Here is a 25,091-nt window from a genome sequence, read left to right as displayed (position 1 = left end):
GGCAGGCGGCCGGTCAGCATCAATGCACCTGATAGCGCGGTTGATAGTCGCTGTTGTCGTTGTCGGGCGGCGAGGCGCAGAGCTGCGTCAGCGTCTGGCTGCGGAACGGGATCACCTGGAAACGTTCGCCGGTGTTCACAATCTGGTAAAACTGCGGCAGGTTGAAATTGATAAAACTGGAGCCGTAGGTAAAGCGATCGTGCGAAGAGGAGTAGAAGCGGCTGACGTCGCGCACCAGCTCCTCTTTACTGCCCTCGCAGTGATGATAGACCTCAACCCGATTACTCTCATCGAGGATATAGATGTTGAAGCCACGCTCATCGGTGGTGTTTTCAAAGAAGAACTGAATAATGCCTTCGCTGGCGTAGCCGTTGACCACCGGCGGCAGCGGCGCCTGATTGGTTTCCACTTTGATCGACAAACCGTGCAGCTTGTTGTTGGAGATCGCGCCATAGAACTCAACCGCGTTTTCCAGCTTCTGTACCGAAACGCTCATGCGCTCAAAGAACAGGCCCCAGGTCTGGCCCGCCATGCGCAGCGCTTTAAAGCGGCCCGGCTCCTGGCGCGTGCTGGAGAGGCGCAGTTCAATGCACTCTGACACCAGCTGCTGGACGCGGGTGCGAATCAGACCGCGCAGATGCTGGCTGTAGCAGAAAACTTCCACCGTGTCGGGCGGCGCGGCATCCTGATGCATCTTGCCGAGAATGGTTTTCAGCCCTTCAATCATCGCCTGTTCGCCGCTGAAATGGAGCGTACGCACCTCATTCCAGGAGTTGCGATAGAGCAGATCGATGCTGCCAATCAGACACTGCTGCTGCTGGCCGAAGCTAAAGACATCCAGCTTGCGGAAGTCGAAATGCACCACCTGATTACGGAACGCCGCCGTCGGATCGTGCTCCAGGTTGACGATAATCGCCAGGTGGCGGATTTCGCACGGGCTGTAGAGCGCTTTTGGCGTCGGCGAAGGCAGACGCAGCGGGAAGTGGCTGGAGACATCGCTGACCAGCTCCTGCAACCGCGCCAGATCGCAGATCTCATTGCCTTTGATGTGCAGCCGGGTTTTGCGGGTCAGCAGCCCATTGAACCACGCCCACGCCACCAGCTTGTTCAGGTAGCGGTTATATTCCAGCGGCTGATGGCTGATGATCGAATCCATATCCGGCGCCTGGTTATAGAGATACCAGCCGGAACGGTTGGCGCGGCCAGGCGGCACATGGATAAAGGTCAGGTTCGGCTCGGACAAATCAGGCGAAATCTGCGGATTGACCAGCGTCACTTTGCCCGGCAGCGCTTCGAAGGCGGCGTAGAGTTTGCGGGTCAGCACCCCAATATCCTGCGGGCTGGCGCTGACGCTTAAGTTATTGCGGCGGGCAAAGCGGATCAGGTTGCGATAACTCTGCATCATCGCATCCAGCAATTCATTATGGGCTTCGCGCACCCGCTCAATTTTCCAGCCGGCGCGGTTATCCAGCAGGGCGATTTTCGCGTCGTCCCAGCCCCACGCTTTCACCAGCTGCGATAAAATTTCACGACGCCAGCCGGTACGATGCTGATGCTCTTCGCTGCTGAGCTTTTCACAGACTTTCAGGTAGAAGCAGCGGCGCACCAGATCGAGACGCGGCTGATCGTCCACGCTGGTCAGATAGTGCGTCACCCGCTCCAGCATCATGCAGTAAGGGTCCAGCCCGAAACAGATGATTTCGCCATCGTGCAGCCGCTGTTTAATATCCATCGCCAGCAGCTGGGTATTCGGATATTCCCAGCTGTACGCCTCCAGCAGCAGCGTTTTCAGTACCGCTTTATAGGGCGAGTCGATGCTTTTATAGAGCTGCCACAGGCTGGCACCGAAATACTCTTCGGCGGACAGCGTGCCGAGGCCACCCAGATCGAGCCACTCATTGGGGGTCAGCACCCCTTTGGCGTAGAGCGACATCACATAGTCGTCGTAGTGGTGCTCTTCTTCGCCCGGCACCATGTTCCACAGGATGCGTTTGCCCGCCATACGCACCGCGGTACGGTAAAACTCATCCAGCAGCAGAATGTGTTGCGTTGAGCCGCAATCTTCCCCGCCCAGGCTGCCGCTTTCGTTGTGACGGAAGCGGTTCTCGTCGATCAGGAAGAAGCTCACCTCCACGCCCATCGACACGCACCATTTTTGCAGCAGCGTGCATTTGCGTTGCAGGTTCAGGCGCTCTTCGTTGTCGAGCCAGGATTGATGGCAGACCCAGATGTCGAGATCCGAGACGCTGTTCTGGCCAACGGAGGAGGTGCTGCCCATCGAGTAGATCGCGGTAATCGGCATTTCGCCTTTCGGCGTCTCGGTAAAATGGAGATCGCTGTCGCCGGTGAGATCGGCCAGCAGCTGACGCTGATTTTCATCAGGCGTGAAGAAGCTGATGCCATGTGGAACGCTACCTTCAAGGTAACCCGGCATCTGCGGATGTTGATAATGTAATAAGGTTGGCAGCAGACTATAGACGCGCTGAAAAGCGGGTCCCATGGCAGCCAGCGCACGATCAACGCGCAGCTGGTTGATTGCATCCAGTCTCTGTTTCAGTGTCTCAATGTAGAGGTACAAGACGTTTCGCCTGATTGTCCCAGTGTTTAAGCACCCTGTTTCCACCCTCTGCCGCTTATTAAGTGAAAAAAATGGGCAGATTATTGCTGGAAACGTGATCAATCTAACACCCGGCAGATTGACCGTAAAGAAAGTTGCGCTACCTGACAGTTTAGCACGTTCTTAGCGGCTTCCTGCCTTTTCACTCCCGCTCTTCGCCTGATGACGTAATAAAATGAGCATGGAGCGCGCACAGATCCTTTTCAATCCGTTGAAACTGACACTCTTCACCCAGAGATGATAGGATATTCGGTGAACGATAAAAATGGTTAACAGCATGTTAGACAAAATTTTCAGAATTGCTACAAGACAAAGCCCGCTGGCATTATGGCAGGCACATTATGTACAGCAACGATTAATGAGTGCCCATCCGGGCCTGCGCGTTGAGCTGGTGCCTATGGTCACCAAAGGTGACATTATCCTGGATACGCCGCTGGCCAAAGTCGGGGGTAAAGGGCTGTTTGTCAAAGAGCTTGAGCTGGCAATGCTGGATGGCCGGGCTGATATGGCGGTGCACTCCATGAAGGATGTGCCGGTCGACTTCCCGGACGGTCTGGGCCTGGTGACCATCTGCGAGCGCGACGATCCGCGTGATGCGTTCGTTTCTCATCATTACGACTCTATTGATGCGCTGCCGCAGGGGGCGGTGGTCGGTACCTCCAGCCTGCGTCGTCAGTGCCAGATTAGCGCCCGCCGGCCCGACCTGGTGATCCGCTCGCTGCGTGGCAATGTCGGCACCCGCCTCGGCAAACTCGATGCCGGTGAATATGACGCGATTATCCTGGCCGTTGCCGGGCTGAAGCGACTGGGACTGGAAGATCGTATTCGCCAGGCGATGCCCGCCGAGATCTCCCTGCCCGCCGTGGGTCAGGGCGCGGTCGGCATTGAATGCCGTCTGGACGACAGCGTCTTGATTGACCTGTTACGGGCGCTGAATCACGATGACACTGAAGTCTGTGTCAGAGCGGAGCGCGCCATGAATACCCGCTTAGAGGGTGGCTGCCAGGTGCCTATCGGCAGTTTCGCGGTGCTGGAAGGGGATAACCTCTGGCTGCGCGGCATGGTGGGCGCACCGGATGGCCATATGATGGTCAGCGGCGAGCGCCGCGGTCCGCGCGCCGAAGCGGAACAGATGGGCATTTCCCTGGCCGATGAGCTGCTGAACGGCGGTGCGCGTCAAATCCTGCATGACGTTTATCAGGGACAGCCGCCGGCATGACCATCCTGGTGACACGGCCGGAACCCGCGGCGGCAGAGCTGGTATCCCGCCTGCATGCCGCCGGGAAACAGGCGTGGAGCCTGCCCCTGATTGAGTTTGCGCCGGGCGCCGATCTCGCCTCTCTGCCGCAAAAACTTGCCGGACTCCGTGCCGGCGACCTGGTTTTTATCCTTTCGCAACAGGTTATTCACTACGCCCAACACGCGATCAAAGCATGGCCCACTGAGCTGGACTATTATGCTATTGGTCGCAGCACCGCGCTGGCCTTTCATACCGTCAGTGGTCAGCAGGTCAGCTGGCCGCACGCCCATGAAACCAGCGAAGAGCTGATTAAGCTGAACACGCTACAGCAGGTCGCCGGTAAACGTGCGCTGATTTTGCGCGGTAATCCGGGACGCGAACTGCTGGCGGAGACGCTGATCCAGCGCGGGGCGGAAGTCACCTTTGCCGCCTGTTATCAGCGCTGCCAGAAACATTACGACGGGCCGGTTGAAGGCCGTCGCTGGCGCGATCGTGGTGTCTCGGTGCTGGTGGCGACCAGCGGTGAAATGTTACAACAGCTTTTTTCGCTGTTCCCCGCAGTCGATCGCGAGGAATGGCTGCTTAACTGCCGACTGATTGTCGTCAGTGAACGTTTGGCTACCCTGGCCGCAGCATTGGGTTGGCAGGATATTCAGGTAGCCGATGGTGCCGATAACGATGCGCTGTTGCGCGCGTTACGCTGAACTTTAACAATGGGATGTGCCACATATGACGGAACAAAAAGACTCCTCCGCCATGGTTGAAGAAACCACCCCAGCGGTCGAACGCTCTCCTTCCAGCAGCAACACACCTGCGCCTAAAGCGAAAAACGGTGGCATGGTGTTGGGTGCGGTGGCGATCGTCATTGCGCTGGCCATAGGTGCGGGTTTATACCTTAACGGGAAACATCAGGCTGATTTACAGGCACAAACCAATCAGCGCCTGGACGAACAGCTCAGCACGCTGCAACAGCAGGCCAGCAACGACAAGCAACAGCTCACGCAGCAGCTGAGCGCCGCTGAAAAAGCGCTGCAAACGGCGCAGGCGCAGCAGGACTCCTCAGCAAAAGAGCTGGAAACACTGCGTGAAAAAATGGCGGTGATTTCAGGTAACGACGTGCGCAGCTGGTTACTGGCGCAGGCGGACTACCTGGTCAAACTGGCAGGCCGCAAACTCTGGAGCGATCAGGATGTCACCACCGCCGCCGCGCTGCTGAAAAGCGCCGACGCCAGCCTGGCCGATATGAACGATCCCAGCGTCATGAACGTTCGTCGTGCCCTGACCCAGGACATCAGCAACCTCTCTTCGGTGACGCAGGTCGACTATGACGGCGTGATCCTCAAGCTGAACCAGCTCTCCAACAACGTTGATAACCTGCGTCTGGCGGATAACGACAGCGATGACGCGCCCATGGACAGCGACGGTGGCGAACTGTCCGGTTCGGTGCGCGAATGGCGTCAGAATCTGGTGAAGAGCTGGCATAACTTTATGGATGACTTTATTACCATCCGCCGCCGCGATAACACCGCGCAGCCGCTGCTGGCCCCCAATCAGGATGTCTACCTGCGCGAAAATATCCGCTCGCGTCTGCTGATTGCCGCGCAGGCCGTGCCGCGCCATCAGGAAGAGATTTATAAACAGTCCATCGATACCGTGTCCGCCTGGGTGCGCGCCTGGTACGACACCAACGATGCCGCGACCAAAGCCTTCCTCGCCCAGCTGGATGAGCTGAGCCAGCAGAGCATTAACATGGAGCTGCCGGATAACCTGGAGAGTCAGCCGCTGCTGGAGCAGCTGATGCAAACCCGCGTGCGCAACCTGTTAGCACAGCCCTCTGCCGCTGCTAATCAGCAGGGAGGCTAAGCATGCTTAAGGTATTTATCCTCTTTATCCTGCTGATTGCCGGGGTGGTGCTGGGGCCGATGATTGCCGGTCATCAGGGCTACGTGCTGATCCAGACCGATAACTGGAATATCGAAACCAGCGTCACCGGCCTGGTGATTATTCTGATCGTCGCGCTGCTGATAATCTTGGCGGTGGAGTGGCTGCTGCGTCGTGTGCTGCGCACCGGTGCCCGCACCCGCGGCTGGTTTACCGGCCGTAAACGCCGCCGCGCCCAGCGCCACACTCAGTCAGCGCTGATGAAACTGGCGGAAGGCGATCATCGCCAGGCTGAAAAGCTGCTCTCGAAAGATGCCGATCACGCCGATGTGCCGGTCGCCAACTACCTGCTGGCCGCCGAAGCGGCGCAGCAGCGCGGTGACGAGGTACGGGCCAATCAGCACCTTGAACGTGCTGCGGAGTTGTCCGACAGCAATACCATCCCGGTGGAAATTGCCCGCGCGCGTATTCAGCTGGCACGCAACGAAGATCACGCCGCACGCCACAGCATCGATCGTCTGCTGGAGGTGGCTCCGCGCCATCCTGAAGTGCTGCGGCTGGCGGAGCAGGCCTACATCCGCACCGGGGCATGGAGTGCGCTGCTGGATATTCTGCCCTCGATGCAGAAAGCGCAGGTGGGTGACGATGCACATCGTGAAGCCCTGCAACAGCAGGCCTGGCTGGGTCTGATGAGTCAGGCGATGGCCGATCAGGGCAGCGATGGCCTGAAACGCTGGTGGGGCAACCTGAGCCGCAAAACCCGTCAGGAGACCACTTTGCAGGTAGCAATGGCGGATCACCTGATTGAGTGCAACGACCATGACACCGCACAGACTATCGTGCTGGAAGGTCTGAAGCGTCATTATGACGATCGCCTGGTGCTGCTGATGCCGCGCATCAAAAGCGGTAATCCTGAAGCGCTGGAGAAAGCGTTACGTCAGCAGATCAAACAGCATGGCGCAACCCCGCTGCTGCACAGTACGCTGGGACAGTTGCTGATGCGTCATGGTGAATGGCAGCAGGCCGCCGAAGCGCTGCAACAGGCGCTGGCACAGCGTCCTGACGCCTTTGACTATGCGTGGCTGGCGGATGTGTATGATCGCCTGCATCGCCCGGAAGAAGCGGCGAAGATGCGCCGTGAAGGGTTGCTGCTGACGCTGAAGAACAATCCTGGCGCCTGATCGCCCTCTCCTCTCTGATAAAGCCGGGCTTGCCCGGCTTTTTTGTGCCTGTCATCCGTCAGTGCAGCAGCCGGAGGCAAAAAAAAACACCTGCCGGAGCAGGTGTAAGATCAGGTCGGTAAGACAACCGGTAGGTACCCGACTCAACGTGGTGTCTGTTAACCCTGTAAGGCTGACGCGATACAGGCAGGCAGACAACAGGTACCTGAAAATTGGCTCTGCATCATTCCCAGGTTTATGTAGCCGGAGCAGACATAAGAGGTGGAATGAGCATCTACAGCAGAAGTATTGCACATAGCATGCCAGGTTAAGATTTATTTTTAAACCATTTAAAAATCATAAACTTAAGTAATGCACTGATTCTTTCCTCTGCGCGGCGTGGCAGGAAGTGTCTGTATCCGACGACAGCAGACACTTTCTCTGTCTCTGAATAGAGACATCGAGGTCATTCTTCCTGTGAGATTAATAATAACAATGACTTATTTGTCGGCAATTCACGACGATGCTGATCCTGCTAAGACAACACTGTCTGGCTTTCCTGTCCGGGCCCGGGCCGCAACGCGATAAGCTTACACGCAGCAGGTACGCTCTCACCGCTGAGCGGGCTTCAGGGAGACGTATCAGGTACTTACTTGGGCGCTTCAGATTAGTAACAGATCCAATGCAAAGTGACTCTGGCAGCAATGAAAATGCTCAACGCGAAGGGAACAGGGTCAGAAGAGGAAAGCGTCCCGCGCCAGGGACAAAAACGCCGGGAGCGTTTTTGAACAACGCAACGCGTTGGCCCGGCAACGGGCGCACCTCAGGGATGAGGTGCGTAATCGCGCGGGCCGAGCGGCCAGGGATGGCTTAAGCGACTTTCCGATCTGACCCTGTTCCCTTCGCAGGCTCGCACTTACAGCATTGTCTCGCTAAGCTCGGCTCAAACCTCCTTCGAAGGTCCTCATCCTCTTTTACTACAGACAAAAAAAACCTTTCTTTTCAGGGGTCTTCCCCGATCAGGGTGGGTCAACGCTCAACTATTCAAAAAACATCATGTCCTCATACGGAGTTTCCAGACACGACCTCAGCCTGGATTTCAGACTGCCGCAATGAACTTCAAGTTTGTGCCCATCAGGATCTAAAAAGTAAATTGACTCACCCTCGCTACGGTTGTTCTTCCATTCAACGACTCCAGACTTTTGCAGTTTCATCCTGAATGCTGATAGGGCGTCTTCTGTAATGGTAAATGCGTAATGTGTATAGTCTTGTTTCGGAACAACATGATCGACAGATAAGCAAAACCAAAGCTCTCCCAAAGACAAATATGCCCCAGATTTCCATTTCGCACGTGGAGTAAATCCAAGTATTCCAACATAAAAATTAAAACTGACGTCCACATTTCTGACTGCGAGAGTTATATGGTTTAAATCCGTGAGCATATCTATAACCTATTGTTTTTAATTTATTTAATGAGAGACCTAGAATGTCATATCCAGTTTACCTTAGTGGAACATTACACCCAGCTTAAAACGCTCCCGGTTTCGGTATCCCCTGGCTTTTATCCTCATCAGCCTTATTTTACTGTTCAGTGCTTCAGCATTGCCATTTGATACGTTGTACCGCATTGCGTTCAGTATCCCGTATAGCCGTTTCGTGATGGTTTTAGCCATATTTCTCATCACGGGCACATCGCAACTTCTCGCTAGCGCAATCCACTGTTGCCAGTCGGAACAGCGTTTGCCGCCCCACGGGCGGTTCCAGATATCTTTTGCCAATTCTTTCAGCACCCAGCACTGGCTGGTCAGCTGCATTTGTTCTCTCAACCAGGCAAATTTTTCCTGTCGGAGCTTTGTCATCCATTTTTCACTGTACTGCCACAAGAAGCGGGTTCCTTTCGCCTGCTGACGACTGTCTATCGGAAGCCGGGCATACTCATTTTGTCGTGTTTTATCAACAATCTCGCCCAGTTGTTTTGCCACATGGAAGCGGTCAAAGGCTATTTTCCTTACAGCTTCAGGAAGATGAATACGCGCAGCTCTGATATATCCGGCATTCATATCCATTGAGAACGTTTTAACGGCCTCCAGTTGGCTATCTGTGAGACTGCGGAGATAACTGGCAAGGCTCTCTGTTCCGCGATCATCCGTTATTGCCAGCGCCCGTCCCTCACGATCGGATATCACTGTGATGTATCGATGTCCTTTTTTGAACGCCACTTCATCCACATTCATATGTCGGGCTGACAACGGTTTTTTTATCCTGGCAAGCCCACGCTTAACCGCCCGAGTCATGATGCCGTCAACAGCATTCCAGCTAAGTTTAAGCGGCTTTCTTACCGCATCAACCGTGCTGATTTTCAGCCAGGAAAGGACGAACGTTTCAAACAATAATGTGTACCGGCTACCGGAACGGGTAACGTCTGGCATCCATGGTTAGGGCACATGACCCGGGGAACATCCGCCTCAACGACTGTCATGAACTGGCAGGTATCAAGATGACGCCATTTGCGATGACGGTGATCGTGGACAGGGCATGGTTGCCCGCATGTTGGGCAGATTAGCTGTGTATTTTTGGCGATCCCGACAACAACGGTGACAGAGCCAGCTTTCTCATCAAGTGAAAGGGATTTAACCTGCCACGGAGCGGACAGATTCAGGATGTGAGCATAGAGTGACTTCTCGTCCATGATGATCTATGAAGATAAAAACCTACGGTTATCATGCCTTCAGCCACCACAACAAGGGAAGACCCCTTTCAGACAGGTTTCTAAAAATGGTCGGCGAGAGAGGATAACGCTGCTCTGCGGGCCGTTGCTGAAGCAACGTTGTCTCGCTACGCTCGGCTCAAACCTCCTGCGGAGGTTCTCATCCTCTTTTACCACAGACGAAAAAAAACCTGTCTTTTCAGACAGGTTTCTAAAAATGGTCGGCGAGAGAGGATAACGCTGCTCTGCGAGCAGCGCCCTGCGGGCCGTTGCTGAAGCAACGTTGTCTCGCTACGCTCGGCTCAAACCTCCTGCGGAGGTTCTCATCCTCTTTTACTACAGACGAAAAAAAACCTGTCTTTTCAGACAGGTTTCTAAAAATGGTCGGCGAGAGAGGATTCGAACCTCCGACCCACTGGTCCCAAACCAGTTGCGCTACCAAGCTGCGCTACTCGCCGATTTTTTTAACTGTTTTGCCTGGTGCGAAGAGAGGGACTTGAACCCTCACGTCCGTTAAGACACTAACACCTGAAGCTAGCGCGTCTACCAATTCCGCCACCTTCGCGTATCCCAGCAAAATCTGGGGTGGCTAATGGGACTCGAACCCACGACAACTGGAATCACAATCCAGGGCTCTACCAACTGAGCTATAGCCACCACAATACTTAATGCTACAGGTTAACGCCTGCAACACCTGAAACTTTACTGCCAACCGCGGTAAATCAACCACCGAAGCTCATGCGCACAAACGAAATGGCGCGCCCGACAGGATTCGAACCTGAGACCTCTGCCTCCGGAGGGCAGCGCTCTATCCAGCTGAGCTACGGGCGCGTAGCGCCGTTGCGGATGTGCATACTAGAGATAAGCGCCCATCGTGTCTAGTGCTTTTTAAATAAAAAGGCGCGTTTGATTACGCTTTGCGCACTTTGTCGACAATTAGCGCATTTCTTCTTTGCAGACCGATAAAAATGATGAAGTTATCAGCAAGATCAGAGATCGCCGCGCCAGTGATAGCCCACATATTTAAGCAGTTTTAACTGCCGGCGCAGACGACCTGGCTGCCGGATCAGACGATAAAGCCACTCCAGCCCCAGCCGCTGCCAGATTTTCGGCGCACGCTTGACGTGCCCCGTGAAGACATCATAGGTGCCGCCAACGCCCATATAGAGCGCATCAGGCCACTGGGTGCGACACGCCAGCATCAAGAGCTCCTGCCGGGGCGACCCCAGCGCCACCGTCACCAGCTTCGCGCCGCTGGCCGCCACCCGGGCAAACAGCGCATCCTGATCCGCAGGCGCGAAATAGCCATCCTGCGCCCCGACAATGTTCACATTCCACTGACGACGTAATTTACTACAGGTCTCATCCAGCACCTGCTGACGACCACCGATAAGAAACACCGGCGTACCTTCACGCCCGGCGCGTTCCATCAACGCTTCCCAGAGATCTGCGCCAGCGATGCGCTGCACCGACGCCTGCGGATACTTTTTACGAATCGAACGCACGATGCTGATGCCATCGGCGTAGGCATACTCCGCCTGCGCTAACAGCGCACGTAAGCCCTCATCCCGCTCTGCGGTCAGGATCTTCTCGGCATTAATCGCCACCAGAATACCGCTGCGCACGCTGTGCGGCGGCATCAAAAAATCGACCGCCGCTGGCATATTTTCGAAGCCATACAGCGCAACGCCGCGGATCTGGTACTGCGGCGTTTCAGCTAACTTTGTCATATCTTTCGTTAATCCCAGAGGTTAATCAGGAGGGGCTATGCAACACCCGCCCGCTGCGGTCGCGAATTAAACCTGCGCGATCCAGTAACCAGAAAAGTAATTTAGCCAGGCCCAGACAGGCAGCAAAAATGATGCAGAAAAACACCACACGAGAACCGAAAGCATCAAGACCTTCGCGCGCCAGCACGATCATATTAAAGACCGCGCCAAAACAGAAACTTTGCAGGATAGCGCCGCTGTAGCGGTTTGTTTCATGGCGGCCGCGCTGATAGAGCGCGTCAAACGCTTTAATAATCATTCCCACCGCCACGGCACCAATCGGAATCGCCCAGACGCCGCCCATCACCACCAGCGAACCAATCAGCGTGGGGGAGATCGCCAGACCTGAGTGGTTGTTGAGCACCTCCCAGGTGAAGTAGTTCGCGCTGTTTAACACCGCCAGCGGCCGATCGGGCCACAACCAGGTCGGAATGAAAACGTAGAAATCGCGCCACAGCGGAGCCAGCCCCTGAAACTCAATGCGGGTGTAGTTATCCAGCAGCAAAGCCAGATTCTCCCACGGCGAGAAAGTATCGCGCGTCAGATAAAGGAAGGTGTAGAACGCTTCATCGCCCATCACGTCGAGGTTATAACGACGCAGCGCCAGCCAGAACATGCCCGCAATCGCCATCACCCCCGCGGTCGCCAGCATCCACAGGGTGATCCAGCCACGGGTAATGCCGATAAACAGGAACAGAGCGAAGGCGATAATGATATTGGCGCGGGTGCCGCCCACCAGCGCGTAGGTCAGCAGGCCAAAGGCAACGGTCACCACCAGGAACAGCAGCCAGTTACGGCGGGTCGGCCGCAGGAAATAGGGGATCAGCATCGCCGGAATAAAGAAGTAGAAGAAGCGCTTAAGCGCAACGCCCGACACTTCGCTGGAGAAAATCTGGTTATAGGCGGTCAGGCGAAACAGCAGAAAACCGTTATGGATAAAGAACACCGTCACGGTGCCCAGCGCCACCAGCGCCAGAATCACACAGGTCAGGTGGGTTTCGACCCGGTTCATCTGAAGCCAGGGTCTGGCCGCCGGGACATCCGCCGGTTTCAGCCGCACCTTATAGCTGACGTAGTAAATCGCGTAAAACGCCGTGGCCGACAGCAGCGCCTCCAGCAGATTCTCTACCGGCACCACCTCAACATTAAAGCGAAACACCAGCACGCTGGTCAGCGGAAAACCGAAGTAAAAGGTCAGCAAAAACAGCAGGGTAAAAAAGAGGTGGAAGTTGAAACGGACGCGCTTAAACTCCCGCCACGTCAGGGTCAGAATAAAACCCAGCGACAGCAGATAGACCACCAGCAGGCCACTAAACTGCATAAGGCTCATGACAATTCCCCTTCACTGAGCTGTAACGCTGCCCGCCAGCCCGCCAGATAGCCAGGCGCGAAAAAGGCGATAGCCTGTTTATCACAGCGGCTGAGCTGCCGGCGCGCTTCGTTAATCAGTTCCGGTGAGAGCGCATCTTCGCTGAACAGCACCGGAAGCTGCTGCTCCGCCACATCACGCCAGAACGGATTTTCACGGGTCAGAACAAACGGTACATTCGCCTGAATCAGCAGGCAGAGCGTGCCTATCCCCTGCTGGCGCTCAAACATAAAGTAGCCGAGATGGCAGCGTGCCAGCAGCGCTAAATAGTCCTCAAACGTCAGCTTCTCACGGTGCAGATTGACCTGCCCCTGCGGGAACAGCGTCTCAGCTGCCGCCTGAACCTGACTGATATAGGCCTCATTGTCCGGCGGATAGCCCAGCGGCACCTCAATCCGCACCTGCTCACCGAACTGGGCGCGAATCGCTTTTAAACCTTCAATGTGCCGGTTACTGGGATCGCCTGAGTTGCCGAGCAGCAGGGTAAAGATCGGGTCCGGTGCAGCCTCCACCGCCACCTCCGGCATCCGGGTCGGAAAATAGAGCAGTGAACCGGGCACGCGGCGATGGCGCTGCTGATAGTGGTGCAGGTCGCCATGGGTGGCAAACAGGTGTGCGACCCGTCCCTGGGCTATCCGGCGCAGCTGGTAGAACAGGCGGAACTTCAGGCTGCGCGACTCTTCATAGAGGTCAGCGCCCCAGACGTGCCAGAACAGCTGTGAACGGCGCAGCTTACCGCTGAGTAACGCCAGCCAGATCCACGGATTAAACTGACCGTGGCAGAAAAACCGCTGCTGACGATTGCGGGCGCGCGTCAACATAGCCTGTGCCAGCGCTTTCTTGCTGGCAAAATAGTCAATCTGCAAAGCAGAAAAGGATGGCAGACTCTCTGGCTGCGCCGCGACCACCATAAAATGGCGAGGCGACGCCGTGGGCTGCTCAACGCTGAGCACCTCATTGAAAAAGCGCAGCACCGTCAGGTTGTGGTGGGGAATATCCGACCCCAGGACGTGAATTAAAGTCATTTTTTCCGGCAGTAAATCATAAAAGCGCCACAGCACAGGGCAAAGTAAGTCATATAGGTGATCATATAAGCCTGCGCCGCGCCCGCAGCGCCATGCAGCGGGATCAGCCAGCGCGAGAAGAGCGTCAGCAGCAGAAACTGGCTGATCTCCGTCAGAACATAAAAGCGCAGCGAGGCTTTGGCGATCACCAGATATCCGAAAACGTAGGCACCCACTTTAAAAACATCACCGCACAACTGCCAGACAAAGAGATCGCGCATGCCGCGAAACGCCCCGGTGAACAGCAGACTGATGGCGAAATCGCGCAGGAGCCAGACACCAAAGCTGGCGACCGCCACGGCGGGCAACACAAAGCGTAATGAACGCCCGATTTCCCGCGCAATGTCGCGCTTATCCTCCAGCCGCGCCAGCGTCGGCAGCAGCCAGACGCTGAAGGTTGCGGTGATAAATTGCAGATAGGCGTCAGAAATAGTGGTCACGCCCTGCCACAATCCCACCTGCGCCCAGCTCTGCTGCTCTGCCAGCAGGTTACGCATCATCATCCAGGCGACCGGTAACGTCACGGCGGTAATCAGCGCCATCAGGGTATATTTAGCCAGGTTGCGCGCCAGTTCAGGATGCCACTGCGGCCGCAGCCAGCTCAGCGGCAGCGGCGCACGGCGTTTCAGCATGATCAGCGCAGGCGCCAATAGCAGGGCCGGCACCAGCGCCAGACCAATCAGCGCCCCCTGATAACCGCCCAGCCACCAGCAGAGCAGATAACCCACCACGCCAATCAGACTGCCGAAAATCAGTGCCAGCGCGTTACCGCGCGCATCGCGATAGCCCTTCAGCAGCGCCAGGGTAAAATTGGCCCAGGCGATACCGAGCTGAAGAAACGCCACCACCCGGATCACGCCCTGATAGCGGTCGTGACCAAACAGCGCGGTGCTGATGGGCGCCGCCGCCAGCAGGAACAGCAGCGCCAGCATCCCTGAAAAAGCCAGCACCATCGCCGAAGCCGTACCGACCATGGCCCGCAGCTGGCCAGGCTGCTGCTGATACTGCGCCACATAGCTGGTGACGCCGTTAAAGATGCCCGCCCCGGCCAGTACGCCCAGCACGGTGATCAACTGACGGAAGTTCCCCGCCTGGCCGACACCCTCTGGCCCGAAGCTCACCGCCAGCAGTTTGACCACCAGCAGACCGGCCACAATTTTTACCAGCGTGGACGAAGCCGTCCACACTGAAGCTCTGGCCAGTGACATCAGGAAAAGAAGCTCAGCAGCGAGCTGATAACCGTGCTCTGATTGTTATCCGACAGGTTATAAAACAGCGGCAAGCGCAGCAGGCGTTCACTTTCGCGGGTGGTAAAGCGATCGTCGCCGACAAACTGTGAGAAACGCTCACCGGCAGGCGAACTGTGCAGCGGAATATAGTGAAACACCGTCAGGATCTCCGCCTCTTTCATCCAGTCAATCAGCGCCTGACGATCCGCCTGGTCACGCAGTTTGATGTAAAACATATGCGCATTGTGTTCGCAGCTGGCGGGGATCACCGGCAGCTCAATACGTCCCTGCGCCGCCAGCGGCTGAAGCGCATCATAATAGCGCTGCCAGATGCGTAACCGCTGCTGGTTGATACGTTCGGCCGCCTCCAGCTGCGCCCAGAGATAGGCGGCCTGCAAATCGGCCATCAGGTAGCTTGAACCCATATCGCGCCAGGTATATTTATCCACCTGACCGCGGAAGAACTGGCTGCGGTTGGTGCCCTTCTCGCGCACGATTTCGGCGCGCTCGACCAGACTGGCGTCATTAATTAATGTCGCCCCGCCTTCACCGCCGGCGGTGTAGTTCTTGGTTTCGTGGAAGCTGAAGCAGCCGATATGACCGATGGTGCCGAGCGCACGGCCTTTGTAGCGTGACATCACGCCCTGCGCCGCATCTTCAATCACAAACAGCTTATGTTTTGTTGCCAGCGCCATAATCGTGTCCATTTCACAGGCCACGCCTGCGTAATGCACCGGCACAATCGCGCGGGTTTTTTCGGTAATGGCCGCTTCAATCAGCGTCTCATCAATGTTCATGGTATCGGGGCGTACATCGACAAACACGATGCGCGCACCGCGCAGCACAAAGGCGTTAGCGGTCGACACAAAGGTATAGCTCGGCATGATCACTTCATCGCCGGGCTGGAGATCGATCAGCAGCGCGGCCATCTCCAGCGAGGCGGTGCAGGAGGGGGTCAGCAGCACTTTTTTGCTGCCGAAACGCTGCTCCATCCACTGCTGACAGCGACGGGTAAACCCGCCGTCGCCGCACAGCTTGCCACTGTTCATCGCCGACTGCATATACTCAACTTCAGTGCCCACAACCGGGGGTGCGTTAAATGGAATCATGACCTTTCCTGTAGAACCAGTAGGCGGTGCTGTCGAGCCGGGCACCGCTGCGTAAATAGAGGCGCATCGCCGTGAGATTACTGAGTTGTGTGGCAACCCGCAGCTGAGCCACGCCTCTTACCCGCGCCCAGTCTGCCGCCGCCAGCATCAGCCGTTGACCCACGCCCTGGCCCTGCGCGTCGGGCAGCACGCCCAGTAAGCCGATGCGGGCTTCACCCTCCACTTCGCGCAACGAAACAAAGCCCTGCGGCTGACCATGGGCGTCGCTCGCCACCAGACACTGGTGATCAAACGTACCCCGAACCGCATTCTCAATCCACTGCGCGTAGAAACGTCCGCTGGCGTCAGGCGCATACCAGGGCGCGCGAAAACGGCTCTGACTGAAAAGCTGTGAAGCCGCGTCGCGCAGCAGCGGGATCTGCGCTTCACGCGCAATGCGAATCCCCGCCTGGCGTTCGGTCTGCTTAACCGCCAGCGACAGGTCGGCTTCGCCCTCCACCAGCTGAAACTGATGCTGCTGAAGCGTGTCGATCAGCGCCGTCTGGCTGGCAGCGACTTTCATCTGCATCAGCGCACAGGGATGGCGCAGCGCCTCTTCCAGCGCGGTCTCCCCTTCCGGGTCGAGCCGCACCGTGGCGACGCCAAAGAACGCGCTCTCCCAGCTAAGGGGATTAATATTGACGTGGACGGGCATGTAACAGATCCAGCAGATATTGGCCGTAGCCGGTTTTCGTCAGTGCTTCACCCGCCGCGCGCAGCTGGTCATCACTCAACCAGCCGTTCCGCCAGGCGATCTCTTCCAGACAGGCAATTTTAAAGCCCTGGCGTTTTTCCACGGTCTGCACAAACATACTGGCTTCCACCAGGCTGTCATGCGTGCCGGTATCCAGCCAGGCGAATCCACGTCCCAGCAATTCGACGGTCAGCTCGCCGCGATCCAGATACATCTGGTTAATCGCGGTAATTTCCAGTTCGCCCCGTGCTGAAGGCTTAACCTGCTTCGCGAACTCAACCACCTGATTGTCATAGAAGTAGAGCCCGGTAACCGCCCAGCGTGACTTCGGCTGCGGTGGCTTCTCTTCAATCGAGAGCGCCTTAAAGTTCTCATCGAACTCCACCACCCCAAAACGCTCGGGGTCCATTACCTGATAGCCAAATACTGTCGCACCGCGATTCTGTTCAACCACTTTCCTGAGCTTGGGGCTGAAGCCCTGGCCAAAATAGAGATTGTCACCCAGCACCAGGCAGCAATTATCATCACCGATAAAGGATTCACCAATGATAAACGCCTGCGCCAGCCCATCGGGACTGGGCTGAACCGCATAGCTGAGGCGCAGACCAAATTCAGAGCCATCACCCAGCAGACGCTCAAACTGCATCCGATCTTCCGGGGTGGTAATCAACAGAATGTCGCGAATCCCTGCCAGCATCAGCACTGACAGCGGATAATAGATCATTGGTTTGTCGTAGACGGGCAGAAGCTGCTTTGATACCGCACGGGTAATCGGGTGGAGGCGTGTGCCCGAACCACCGGCTAAAATGATGCCTTTCATCTCTGCTCCTTTCGCGGATTTATTGCGATAAGCCGAGGCGCTCGCCACGGTAGCGACCATCCAGGATGGCCTGCCACCAGGCGGGGTTCGCCAGATACCACGCAACGGTTTTGCGCATGCCGCTTTCAAAGGTTTCCTGCGGCATCCAGCCAAGTTCACGCGCAATTTTACTGGCATCAATGGCGTAGCGCTGGTCATGACCGGGACGGTCAGTGACATAGGTAATCAAATCACGGTAGTGCGCCAGCCCGGCAGGTTTTTGCTCTGCGGCCAGTTCCTCAAGGAGGCTACACACCGTTTCGACAACATCAATATTACGGCGCTCGTTATGGCCGCCAATATTATAGGTTTCGCCCGGCTTGCCTCGGCTGGCGACCAGGTAAAGCGCACGCGCATGATCTTCGACATAGAGCCAGTCACGAACCTGCTGACCGTTACCGTAAACCGGCAACGCTTTGCCAGCCAGCGCATTAATAATCGTCAGCGGGATCAGCTTTTCCGGGAAATGGCAGGGCCCATAGTTATTTGAACAGTTGGTGACAAGCGTGGGTAAACCGTAGGTTCGCAGCCAGGCACGGACTAAATGATCGCTGCTGGCTTTACTGGCGGAATAAGGGCTGCTCGGCGCGTAGGCTGTGGTTTCGGTAAAGTAGCCCTGGCTATCGTGCAGATCGCCAAACACCTCGTCGGTTGAGATATGGTGAAAGACAAAGGTCTCTTTGCGTGCCGCATCCAGCGCCTGCCAGTAATGGCGTGCCGCTTCCAGTAACTGATAGGTTCCGACAATGTTGGTTTCGATAAAGGCGATCGGCCCGTCAATAGAGCGATCAACATGACTTTCAGCCGCGAGATGCATCACGCAGTCTGGCTGATGGCGGGCAAAAACCTGATCGAGCGCCGGACGATCGCAAATATCGACCTGCTCAAAAGCAAAGCGCGGTGAATCAGCGACGCTGGCCAGCGACGCCAGATTACCGGCATAGCTGAGTTTATCAACCACTACTACCTGATGATCGGTTTCCGCGATCAGGAAGCGCACCAGCGCCGACCCGATAAAACCGGCACCGCCGGTGATCAAAAATCGTCTCATCGCCAGACACCTTTGGTGTCGACGATCCAGCTTTGTTTAACCTGGGTGGCATCAATGGCGCGAAACGCGCGATGATCGACCAGCATCACCAGAATATCGGCCTGCGCCAGCGCCTGCTCAACTGAGACCAGCTCCGCTTTACCGGCCAGCGCCTCGCCGAGCTGCTCAATATGGGGTTCCACCACCCAGGTGGTGCCGCTGTGCCACTCTGCGATTTTCTGCGCCACGCCCACGGCCGGGCTTTCGCGCAGATCGTCAATGTTGGGCTTAAAGGCTAGGCCAAAGCAGGCGATGGTGAGATCGCTGGCGCGCTTACCGCTCTGCGTCAGACAATCCGCCAGCGCCGCTTTCACCTGATCCAGCACCCATTGCGGCTTGGCATCATTCACTTCGCGCGCCGTGCGGATCAGACGGGCTAATTCCGGGTTCTGCGCCACGATAAACCACGGGTCGACGGCGATGCAGTGGCCGCCGACGCCTGGGCCAGGTTGCAGAATATTGACGCGCGGATGGCGATTGGCCAGCGCAATCAGTTCCCAGACGTTAATCCCCTGATCGGCACAAATCAGCGACAGCTCATTGGCGAAGGCGATATTAACGTCGCGGAAGCTGTTTTCCGTCAGCTTGCACATCTCGGCGGTACGGGCGTTGGTTTCCACGCACTCGCCTTTCAAAAACAGACGGTAAAGCGCGCTGGCACGGGCGGAACAGGCGGGCGTCATGCCGCCAATCACCCGATCGTTATTAATCAGCTCCACCATCACCTGACCCGGCAGCACGCGCTCCGGGCAGTAGGCGACAAAAATATCCGGGTTTTCACCCTGCTGCGGAAAACGCAGGTCGGGACGCGCCGCAGCCAGCCAGTCGGCCATCTGTTCGGTGCTGCCGACCGGTGAGGTCGACTCCAGAATCACCAGATCGCCCTTCTTCAGCACCGGCGCGATCGACTCCGCCGCGGCTTTCACAAAGCGCAGGTCAGGCTGGTGCGCCTCTTTGAAAGGGGTCGGAACCGCGATAAGAAAAGCGTCAGCCGCTTCCGGCTGCGTGGTAGCGCGCAGGTCGCCGCGGGTGACGGCGGCATGCACCACCTGATCTAAATCGGGCTCCACGATGTGGATCGCGCCACGATTGATGGTTTCAACGGCGCGCGCGTTAATATCCACGCCCACCACTTTTTTTCCCATTGAGGCAAAAACGGCTGCCGTCGGCAGCCCAATGTATCCCAGTCCAATCACGGAAATGGTTTCAAAACTCATAAGTCGGCTCGGTTATCTTTTAAGGCTTGCAAAATACGGCCGCAGGCTTTGCCATCGCCATAGGGATTATGGGCGTGGCTCATCGCCTGCCAGGCGGCATCATCGGTCAACAGTTCGCTCACGCTGGCCACGATTCTGGCGGTATCGGTTCCCACCAGTTTTACCGTGCCAGCGTCGACCGCTTCAGGCCGTTCGGTGGTATCACGCATCACCAGCACCGGTTTGCCCAGCGAGGGAGCCTCTTCCTGGATACCACCGGAATCGGTAAGAATCAGCCAGGCGCGGTTCATCAGCCAGACAAAGGGCAGATACTCCTGCGGGTCGATCAGAATAATATTCTCAATGCCGCTGAGGATGCGGTTGACCGGCTCGCTGACATTGGGGTTGAGGTGCACCGGATAGACAATCTGCGCGTCCGGGTGCTGGCGGGCAATCTGCGCCAGCGCGCTGCAAATGCGCTCAAAGCCGTCGCCAAAACTTTCACGCCGATGACCGGTAACCAGCACCAGCTTCTTAGCCTGATCGAGGAACGGATAGCGGGCCGCCAGCTGCGCATTGAGATCGGCGTCATCCAGCACCCGGTCACGCACCCACAACAGCGCATCAATCACCGTATTACCGGTCACGATGATGCGCGCGTCGGGCAGATTTTCCTGCAACAGGTTCTGACGCGAGCGGGAAGTCGGGGTAAAGTGCAGGCGGGCGAGATGGCCGGTGAGCTTGCGGTTTCCCTCTTCCGGCCACGGAGAGGCGAGATCGCCGGTTCGCAAGCCAGCCTCAACGTGTCCGACCGGGATCTGCTGATAAAACGCCGCCAGGCTCGCCGCTAAAGTGGTGGTGGTGTCGCCATGTACCAGCACAATGTCCGGCTTAAAGTCGAGCAGTACGGTTTTCATGCCCTCTAAAATGCGGCAGGTGATCTCCGTCAGTCCCTGCTCAGGACGCATAATATTCAGGTCATAATCGGGTTCCAGCCTGAACAGGCGTAACACCTGATCGAGCATTTCGCGATGCTGTGCCGTGACGCACAACCGCGATTCAAAGGCGGGATCCTGAGCCAGCGCCTGCACCAGCGGTGCCATTTTTATCGCTTCCGGGCGAGTACCAAATACCGTCAGAACTTTCACACTGTTTCTCTCAATCATGCGCGTCTGGTATCAGACGCGGACGACGTGCCAGCGCGACACCCGCGCCTGTTAATGCCCCAACGGCACCCCACATAATCATCATAAACAGACGACGCGGACTGTCCCGCGACACCGGCTCCTCCGGTGTGCGCAGATAACGGTAAGTCTGGAATTGACTGTTCAGCTTCGGACCGGCCTGAAGCGTGGTCAGCATCGCCCTGTTTTGATCATAGCTAATATCAAAATTGGGGCCGGTTGCGCGCAGCGTCTCCAGCTGTCCCTGTAAAACCGGCTGCCCCAGCAGGAAGAGATCGCTGTCCGCCAGGTTTTCACCCGCTTCGCGCGCCTGTTTCTCGTTGATCCCCTGCTGGCTGGCAATCTTCAGCGCCTGCTCCAGCCGATGCTGCTGACGCTGGAACACCGCGTTCGCCACATCTTCCTGACGTTTCACCTGCGCCTCCAGCTGGCCGGTGCGCGCCCGCCAGGCTCCTTTCAGCTCATCATTCAGATGACGTGCCGCCCGCTCGCTGGCGTAGGCGATATACTGGCGCAGCAGGTTATTGGCGTCGCTGGCCGTTTCCGCTTTGAGTTTGACGTTGTCAGGCAGGTTATGGGCGGCGTCGGCTGGCGTGAACAGGATATTGCTGATCATATCGTCCAGCAGCGCGGCGTCATTGTGCGCATTGCCGGTTTTACGGCTCTTGTAGTAGTCGGTCTGCTGCCAGAATTCACGGCGCGTATCCCAGGAGGCGAGCTGCATGGTGAACTCCTGATAGACCTCATCCATCACCGTGGGCGACGGCGCAGCCAGCGTCAGGGCGTTATTCCGCGCGTCCAGATTGGTCAGGAACTGCTGCTGGGCATAGTAGGAGCCCAGCATATTCACCGTCGGGCGATCGGTGATCGCGGTGGTGCTCCAGACCTGTTTCAGCAGCAGCGTGGCCAGCCACGCGACCAGAGCAAACAGCAGCGCCAGCCCGACAATCCAGCGTTTGCCACGCCATAAACGGCAGCATAAGCCGCGAATATCCAGTTCGTTGTCCACAACGTCAGAAGGCATGGCAGAGTTATCCTTTATCAGCTCTTGGGTAATGTGTTTTTCGCGTCGCGATAATGGTTCAGACGACGTTTAAGGCGACGAACGCGCCGCGCCACGCGCCACGCATGTTTCAGGCAGTAGCCATAGACCATAAAGGCCCCGAGGAACAGCAACAGCATTACCCACTCCGGGATAAACGCCAGATATTCCCCCAGCACCCCGATACCGGCGAGGATCGCCGCCGCCACGGTAATCAGCACAAAGGCCTGACGCGAGCTGAAGCCGGCGCGCATGATCAGATGGTGGATGTGCTGACGGTCAGCCGAGAACGGACTCATGCCTTTACGCAGGCGACGATACATAATCGCCACCATATCCATCAGCGGAATCGCAATCAGCCACAGCGCGGTGACGGGAGTAATGGGATGGCTCAGGCCCTGAGTGGTTTCCAGCAGGATCCAGATAATGGTGAAACCGATCATGGTACTGCCGGCATCACCCATAAAGACTTTGAAGCGGCGGCCGAGAAAGCCGAGGTTCAGCAGGATATAGGGCAGCGTGGCGGCAATCATCGCAAAACACCACATCGCGAGGCTGGTCTGGCCGTCGAAGTAGAGGATGATCCCCATCGCCGCAAAGGTGACTGAGGAGAGTCCGCCCAGCAGACCATCAATCCCATCCACCATATTAAAGGCGTTGATCGCGGCCCAGACGGCAAACAGCGTCAGCACATAGCCAAAGGGTCCGACAATCAGCTCGAACGGCCCGACGATAAAGCCCAGGCTGAGCAGATAGAGTTTTGCGCCAAACATCATCACCAGCGCGACAATCGCCTGCACGACCGCGCGGATTTTCACGCTGATGTCGAAGCGATCGTCCAGCGCGCCCACCAGCACCAGCACACCGGCGCAGCCGAGATAGAGTAGCGCGTGCGGCAGATAATAGTTGGTTATCGCAAAGGTGAAGCAGATACCTGCGAACACGGAGATGCCGCCCACCAACGGAATCGCGCCATGATGGCGTTTGCGTGAGTTAGGCTTATCAACCAGACCAATTTTTTTAGCCGCTTTTCGAGCAAAAAAGAGGAAAGCCAGGGAAAAGAGAAAAATTAAACCAAGCTCAGTACTCATAGTGAGTAAATTCACGTTAAACGCTCTCAGCTAACATCCCGGGCAACAATACGCGAAAAAGCGCGCCGATTGCTGCGTCGGATTCCGAATTCTGCATAAAGGGATGCACGAACGTTCATTAATTCGCCACCGCTACCACAGTCATTATAAATGCTCCCGTCAGTGTTCAATCCTATAGCCCGGAAATGAAAAACGCCACGTTGAGGCGTGGCGTAAGGTCAATTTTCTGCGCATTTTGGCTAAAAAAGCCGAATCTGCGGAGCGGCGTGGCGCTACCGGATTAAGAACGCTTCATCATGTCGAAGAATTCGTCATTGGTTTTGGTCATCGCCAGCTTGTTGATGAGGAATTCCATCGCGTCGATTTCGCCCATCGGGTGAATAATCTTACGCAGGATCCACATCTTCTGGAGCTCTTCCTGGGAGGTGAGCAGCTCTTCTTTACGGGTACCCGAGCGGTTGTAATCAATCGCCGGGAAGACACGTTTTTCAGCGATTTTACGCGAGAGATGCAGTTCCATGTTGCCGGTACCTTTAAACTCTTCGTAAATCACCTCATCCATCTTCGAACCGGTATCAACCAGCGCGGTCGCGATGATGGTCAGGCTGCCGCCCTCTTCCACGTTACGTGCAGCACCAAAGAAACGCTTTGGACGATGCAGGGCGTTGGCATCCACACCACCGGTCAGGACTTTACCTGATGCCGGCACCACGGTGTTGTAGGCACGCGCCAGACGGGTAATGGAGTCGAGCAGGATGATCACATCTTTCTTGTGCTCAACCAGACGCTTGGCCTTCTCAATCACCATTTCAGCAACCTGAACGTGGCGTGAGGCGGGCTCATCGAAGGTGGACGCGATAACTTCGCCTTTCACCAGACGCTGCATCTCGGTCACTTCTTCCGGGCGTTCGTCAATCAGCAGCACCATCAGGGTGCAGTCCGGGTAGTTATACGCCAGGCTCTGCGCGATATTCTGCAACAGCATGGTTTTACCGGCTTTCGGTGGTGCCACAATCAGACCACGCTGGCCGCGGCCGATCGGCGAAGCCAGATCCAGTACGCGAGCGGTTAAATCTTCCGTTGAGCCATTACCCCGTTCCATACGCAGACGTTTATTCGCGTGCAGCGGCGTGAGGTTTTCGAACAGAATCTTATTACGCGCGTTTTCCGGCTTGTCGTAGTTAACTTCATTAACTTTCAGCAGCGCAAAATAACGTTCACCCTCTTTTGGTGGACGGATTTTGCCGGAGATGGTGTCACCTGTGCGGAGGTTAAAGCGGCGAATCTGGCTGGGGGAAACGTAGATGTCATCAGGACCGGCGAGGTAGGAGCTGTCTCCTGAACGGAGGAAACCAAATCCATCCTGAAGGATCTCCAGCACGCCATCACCGAAGATGTCTTCGCCGCTTTTCGCATGCTGCTTCAGGATGGAAAAGATAATGTCCTGCTTGCGCATGCGAGCCTGATTTTCCAGCCCCATATTTTCGCCGAGAGTAATCAGCTCAGCAACCGGCGTATTCTTTAATTCGGTAAGATTCATAGTGATGGGTTCTTAAACTCGGGGTAATACTCGAAATGTTTGTCGTGAATGGTATGGCAATTAATCCATGCCGTTAATGGCTCTTATCGACTCTTCTCGACGATCATCGTCTGGGATGGCGACCTGTGCGCGAGGAGATGGCCGATTGTGATGCCAGAGTTGGAGCTAACCGTAAGATTGCTGAACCGTTCTATCTATAAGGTACAGTGCG

At 56.5% G+C, this 25,091-nt stretch carries 19 protein-coding genes, 4 tRNA genes, 2 other RNA genes and 1 pseudogene; 4 read left to right on the top strand and 22 right to left on the bottom strand.

Translation table 11 applies throughout. The features are described from left to right. Window positions 1-19: 19 nt before the first annotated feature. Window positions 20-2,578, bottom strand: a complete 2,559-nt coding sequence (locus ACCW71_RS17270; protein ID WP_436373485.1) for a class I adenylate cyclase — start codon at window positions 2,576-2,578, stop codon at window positions 20-22. Window positions 2,579-2,894: 316 nt separating this feature from the next. On the opposite strand from ACCW71_RS17270, the gene hemC reads away from it, so the two are divergent. The 4 genes from hemC to hemY are packed head-to-tail and all read left to right on the top strand — an operon-like array spanning window position 2,895 to window position 6,919. Beyond that, entirely contained in the window at window positions 2,895-3,836 is a 942-nt protein-coding gene (hemC, locus tag ACCW71_RS17265) for a hydroxymethylbilane synthase (RefSeq protein WP_436373484.1), read from the top strand. Continuing rightward, window positions 3,833-4,561, top strand: coding sequence for a uroporphyrinogen-III synthase (hemD, locus tag ACCW71_RS17260; RefSeq protein ID WP_436373483.1), 729 nt, complete (start codon window positions 3,833-3,835; stop codon window positions 4,559-4,561). The genes hemC and hemD overlap by 4 nt, the downstream gene beginning before the upstream one ends. Window positions 4,562-4,586: 25 nt before the next feature. Further along, window positions 4,587-5,720 carry a uroporphyrinogen-III C-methyltransferase gene (hemX, locus tag ACCW71_RS17255; protein ID WP_436373481.1) on the top strand — a complete coding sequence of 378 codons (1,134 nt, stop codon included), beginning with the start codon at window positions 4,587-4,589 and terminating at the stop codon, window positions 5,718-5,720. Window positions 5,721-5,722: 2 nt separating this feature from the next. Beyond that, on the top strand, window positions 5,723-6,919 hold the full coding sequence (hemY, locus tag ACCW71_RS17250) for a protoheme IX biogenesis protein HemY (RefSeq protein WP_436373479.1): 1,197 nt from the start codon (window positions 5,723-5,725) through the stop codon (window positions 6,917-6,919). A gap of 1,019 nt (window positions 6,920-7,938) precedes the next feature. On the opposite strand, the gene fos is transcribed toward hemY, so the two are convergent. From fos to rho, 21 genes and pseudogenes are all read right to left on the bottom strand, one after another. Next, window positions 7,939-8,340 (bottom strand): fosfomycin resistance glutathione transferase, encoded by a 402-nt coding sequence (gene fos, locus ACCW71_RS17245; RefSeq protein WP_436373477.1) that lies wholly within the window; start codon window positions 8,338-8,340, stop codon window positions 7,939-7,941. A gap of 63 nt (window positions 8,341-8,403) precedes the next feature. Further along, a pseudogene (locus ACCW71_RS17240) lies at window positions 8,404-9,587 on the bottom strand (ISL3 family transposase). 87 nt (window positions 9,588-9,674) lie between these two features. Continuing rightward, window positions 9,675-9,790: non-coding RNA, RtT sRNA (locus tag ACCW71_RS17235), on the bottom strand. Window positions 9,791-9,823: 33 nt separating this feature from the next. Then, window positions 9,824-9,953: non-coding RNA, RtT sRNA (locus tag ACCW71_RS17230), on the bottom strand. 33 nt (window positions 9,954-9,986) lie between these two features. Further along, window positions 9,987-10,063: transfer RNA gene (locus ACCW71_RS17225), tRNA-Pro, on the bottom strand. Window positions 10,064-10,083: 20 nt separating this feature from the next. Further along, window positions 10,084-10,170 (bottom strand) — tRNA-Leu (locus ACCW71_RS17220). 16 nt (window positions 10,171-10,186) lie between these two features. Beyond that, window positions 10,187-10,262 (bottom strand) — tRNA-His (locus ACCW71_RS17215). Window positions 10,263-10,359: 97 nt separating this feature from the next. Beyond that, window positions 10,360-10,436: transfer RNA gene (locus ACCW71_RS17210), tRNA-Arg, on the bottom strand. Window positions 10,437-10,594: 158 nt separating this feature from the next. After that, a complete protein-coding gene (gene wecG, locus ACCW71_RS17205) occupies window positions 10,595-11,335 on the bottom strand; it encodes a lipopolysaccharide N-acetylmannosaminouronosyltransferase (RefSeq protein ID WP_436373475.1) in 741 nt (246 codons plus the stop codon). Between the two features lie 25 nt (window positions 11,336-11,360). After that, on the bottom strand, window positions 11,361-12,704 hold the full coding sequence (gene wzyE / locus ACCW71_RS17200; RefSeq protein WP_436373473.1) for an ECA oligosaccharide polymerase: 1,344 nt from the start codon (window positions 12,702-12,704) through the stop codon (window positions 11,361-11,363). After that, the gene (locus tag ACCW71_RS17195) at window positions 12,701-13,768 is read right to left on the bottom strand and encodes a TDP-N-acetylfucosamine:lipid II N-acetylfucosaminyltransferase (protein WP_436373472.1); all 1,068 of its coding nucleotides are present in this window, start codon (window positions 13,766-13,768) and stop codon (window positions 12,701-12,703) included. The genes wzyE and ACCW71_RS17195 overlap by 4 nt, the downstream gene beginning before the upstream one ends. Next, window positions 13,765-15,015 carry a lipid III flippase WzxE gene (wzxE, locus tag ACCW71_RS17190; RefSeq protein WP_436373470.1) on the bottom strand — a complete coding sequence of 417 codons (1,251 nt, stop codon included), beginning with the start codon at window positions 15,013-15,015 and terminating at the stop codon, window positions 13,765-13,767. The genes ACCW71_RS17195 and wzxE overlap by 4 nt, the downstream gene beginning before the upstream one ends. Further along, a complete protein-coding gene (rffA, locus tag ACCW71_RS17185) occupies window positions 15,015-16,145 on the bottom strand; it encodes a dTDP-4-amino-4,6-dideoxygalactose transaminase (RefSeq protein ID WP_436373468.1) in 1,131 nt (376 codons plus the stop codon). The genes wzxE and rffA overlap by 1 nt, the downstream gene beginning before the upstream one ends. After that, window positions 16,132-16,839 carry a dTDP-4-amino-4,6-dideoxy-D-galactose acyltransferase gene (gene rffC / locus ACCW71_RS17180; protein ID WP_436373466.1) on the bottom strand — a complete coding sequence of 236 codons (708 nt, stop codon included), beginning with the start codon at window positions 16,837-16,839 and terminating at the stop codon, window positions 16,132-16,134. The genes rffA and rffC overlap by 14 nt, the downstream gene beginning before the upstream one ends. Next, the gene (gene rfbA, locus ACCW71_RS17175; RefSeq protein ID WP_436373465.1) at window positions 16,817-17,698 is read right to left on the bottom strand and encodes a glucose-1-phosphate thymidylyltransferase RfbA; all 882 of its coding nucleotides are present in this window, start codon (window positions 17,696-17,698) and stop codon (window positions 16,817-16,819) included. Before rfbA ends, rffC begins: the two co-directional genes overlap by 23 nt. A gap of 19 nt (window positions 17,699-17,717) precedes the next feature. Then, window positions 17,718-18,788: a dTDP-glucose 4,6-dehydratase gene (gene rffG / locus ACCW71_RS17170; RefSeq protein WP_436373464.1), complete on the bottom strand. Its 1,071-nt coding sequence runs from the start codon at window positions 18,786-18,788 to the stop codon at window positions 17,718-17,720. Continuing rightward, entirely contained in the window at window positions 18,785-20,044 is a 1,260-nt protein-coding gene (gene wecC / locus ACCW71_RS17165) for a UDP-N-acetyl-D-mannosamine dehydrogenase (protein WP_436373462.1), read from the bottom strand. The genes rffG and wecC overlap by 4 nt, the downstream gene beginning before the upstream one ends. After that, window positions 20,041-21,171 (bottom strand): non-hydrolyzing UDP-N-acetylglucosamine 2-epimerase, encoded by a 1,131-nt coding sequence (gene wecB / locus ACCW71_RS17160; protein ID WP_436373460.1) that lies wholly within the window; start codon window positions 21,169-21,171, stop codon window positions 20,041-20,043. The genes wecC and wecB overlap by 4 nt, the downstream gene beginning before the upstream one ends. A 10-nt stretch (window positions 21,172-21,181) precedes the next feature. Then, window positions 21,182-22,231 (bottom strand): ECA polysaccharide chain length modulation protein, encoded by a 1,050-nt coding sequence (gene wzzE, locus ACCW71_RS17155; RefSeq protein WP_436373459.1) that lies wholly within the window; start codon window positions 22,229-22,231, stop codon window positions 21,182-21,184. 17 nt (window positions 22,232-22,248) lie between these two features. Continuing rightward, window positions 22,249-23,340: a UDP-N-acetylglucosamine--undecaprenyl-phosphate N-acetylglucosaminephosphotransferase gene (wecA, locus tag ACCW71_RS17150; protein ID WP_436373457.1), complete on the bottom strand. Its 1,092-nt coding sequence runs from the start codon at window positions 23,338-23,340 to the stop codon at window positions 22,249-22,251. 280 nt (window positions 23,341-23,620) lie between these two features. Further along, on the bottom strand, window positions 23,621-24,880 hold the full coding sequence (rho, locus tag ACCW71_RS17145; protein ID WP_031375060.1) for a transcription termination factor Rho: 1,260 nt from the start codon (window positions 24,878-24,880) through the stop codon (window positions 23,621-23,623). Window positions 24,881-25,091: the final 211 nt, after the last annotated feature.

The organism is Pantoea sp. C2G6, from assembly GCF_051336815.1.
Lineage (GTDB): Bacteria > Pseudomonadota > Gammaproteobacteria > Enterobacterales > Enterobacteriaceae > Pantoea.
This window is presented reverse-complemented; position numbering and strand designations above follow the sequence as displayed.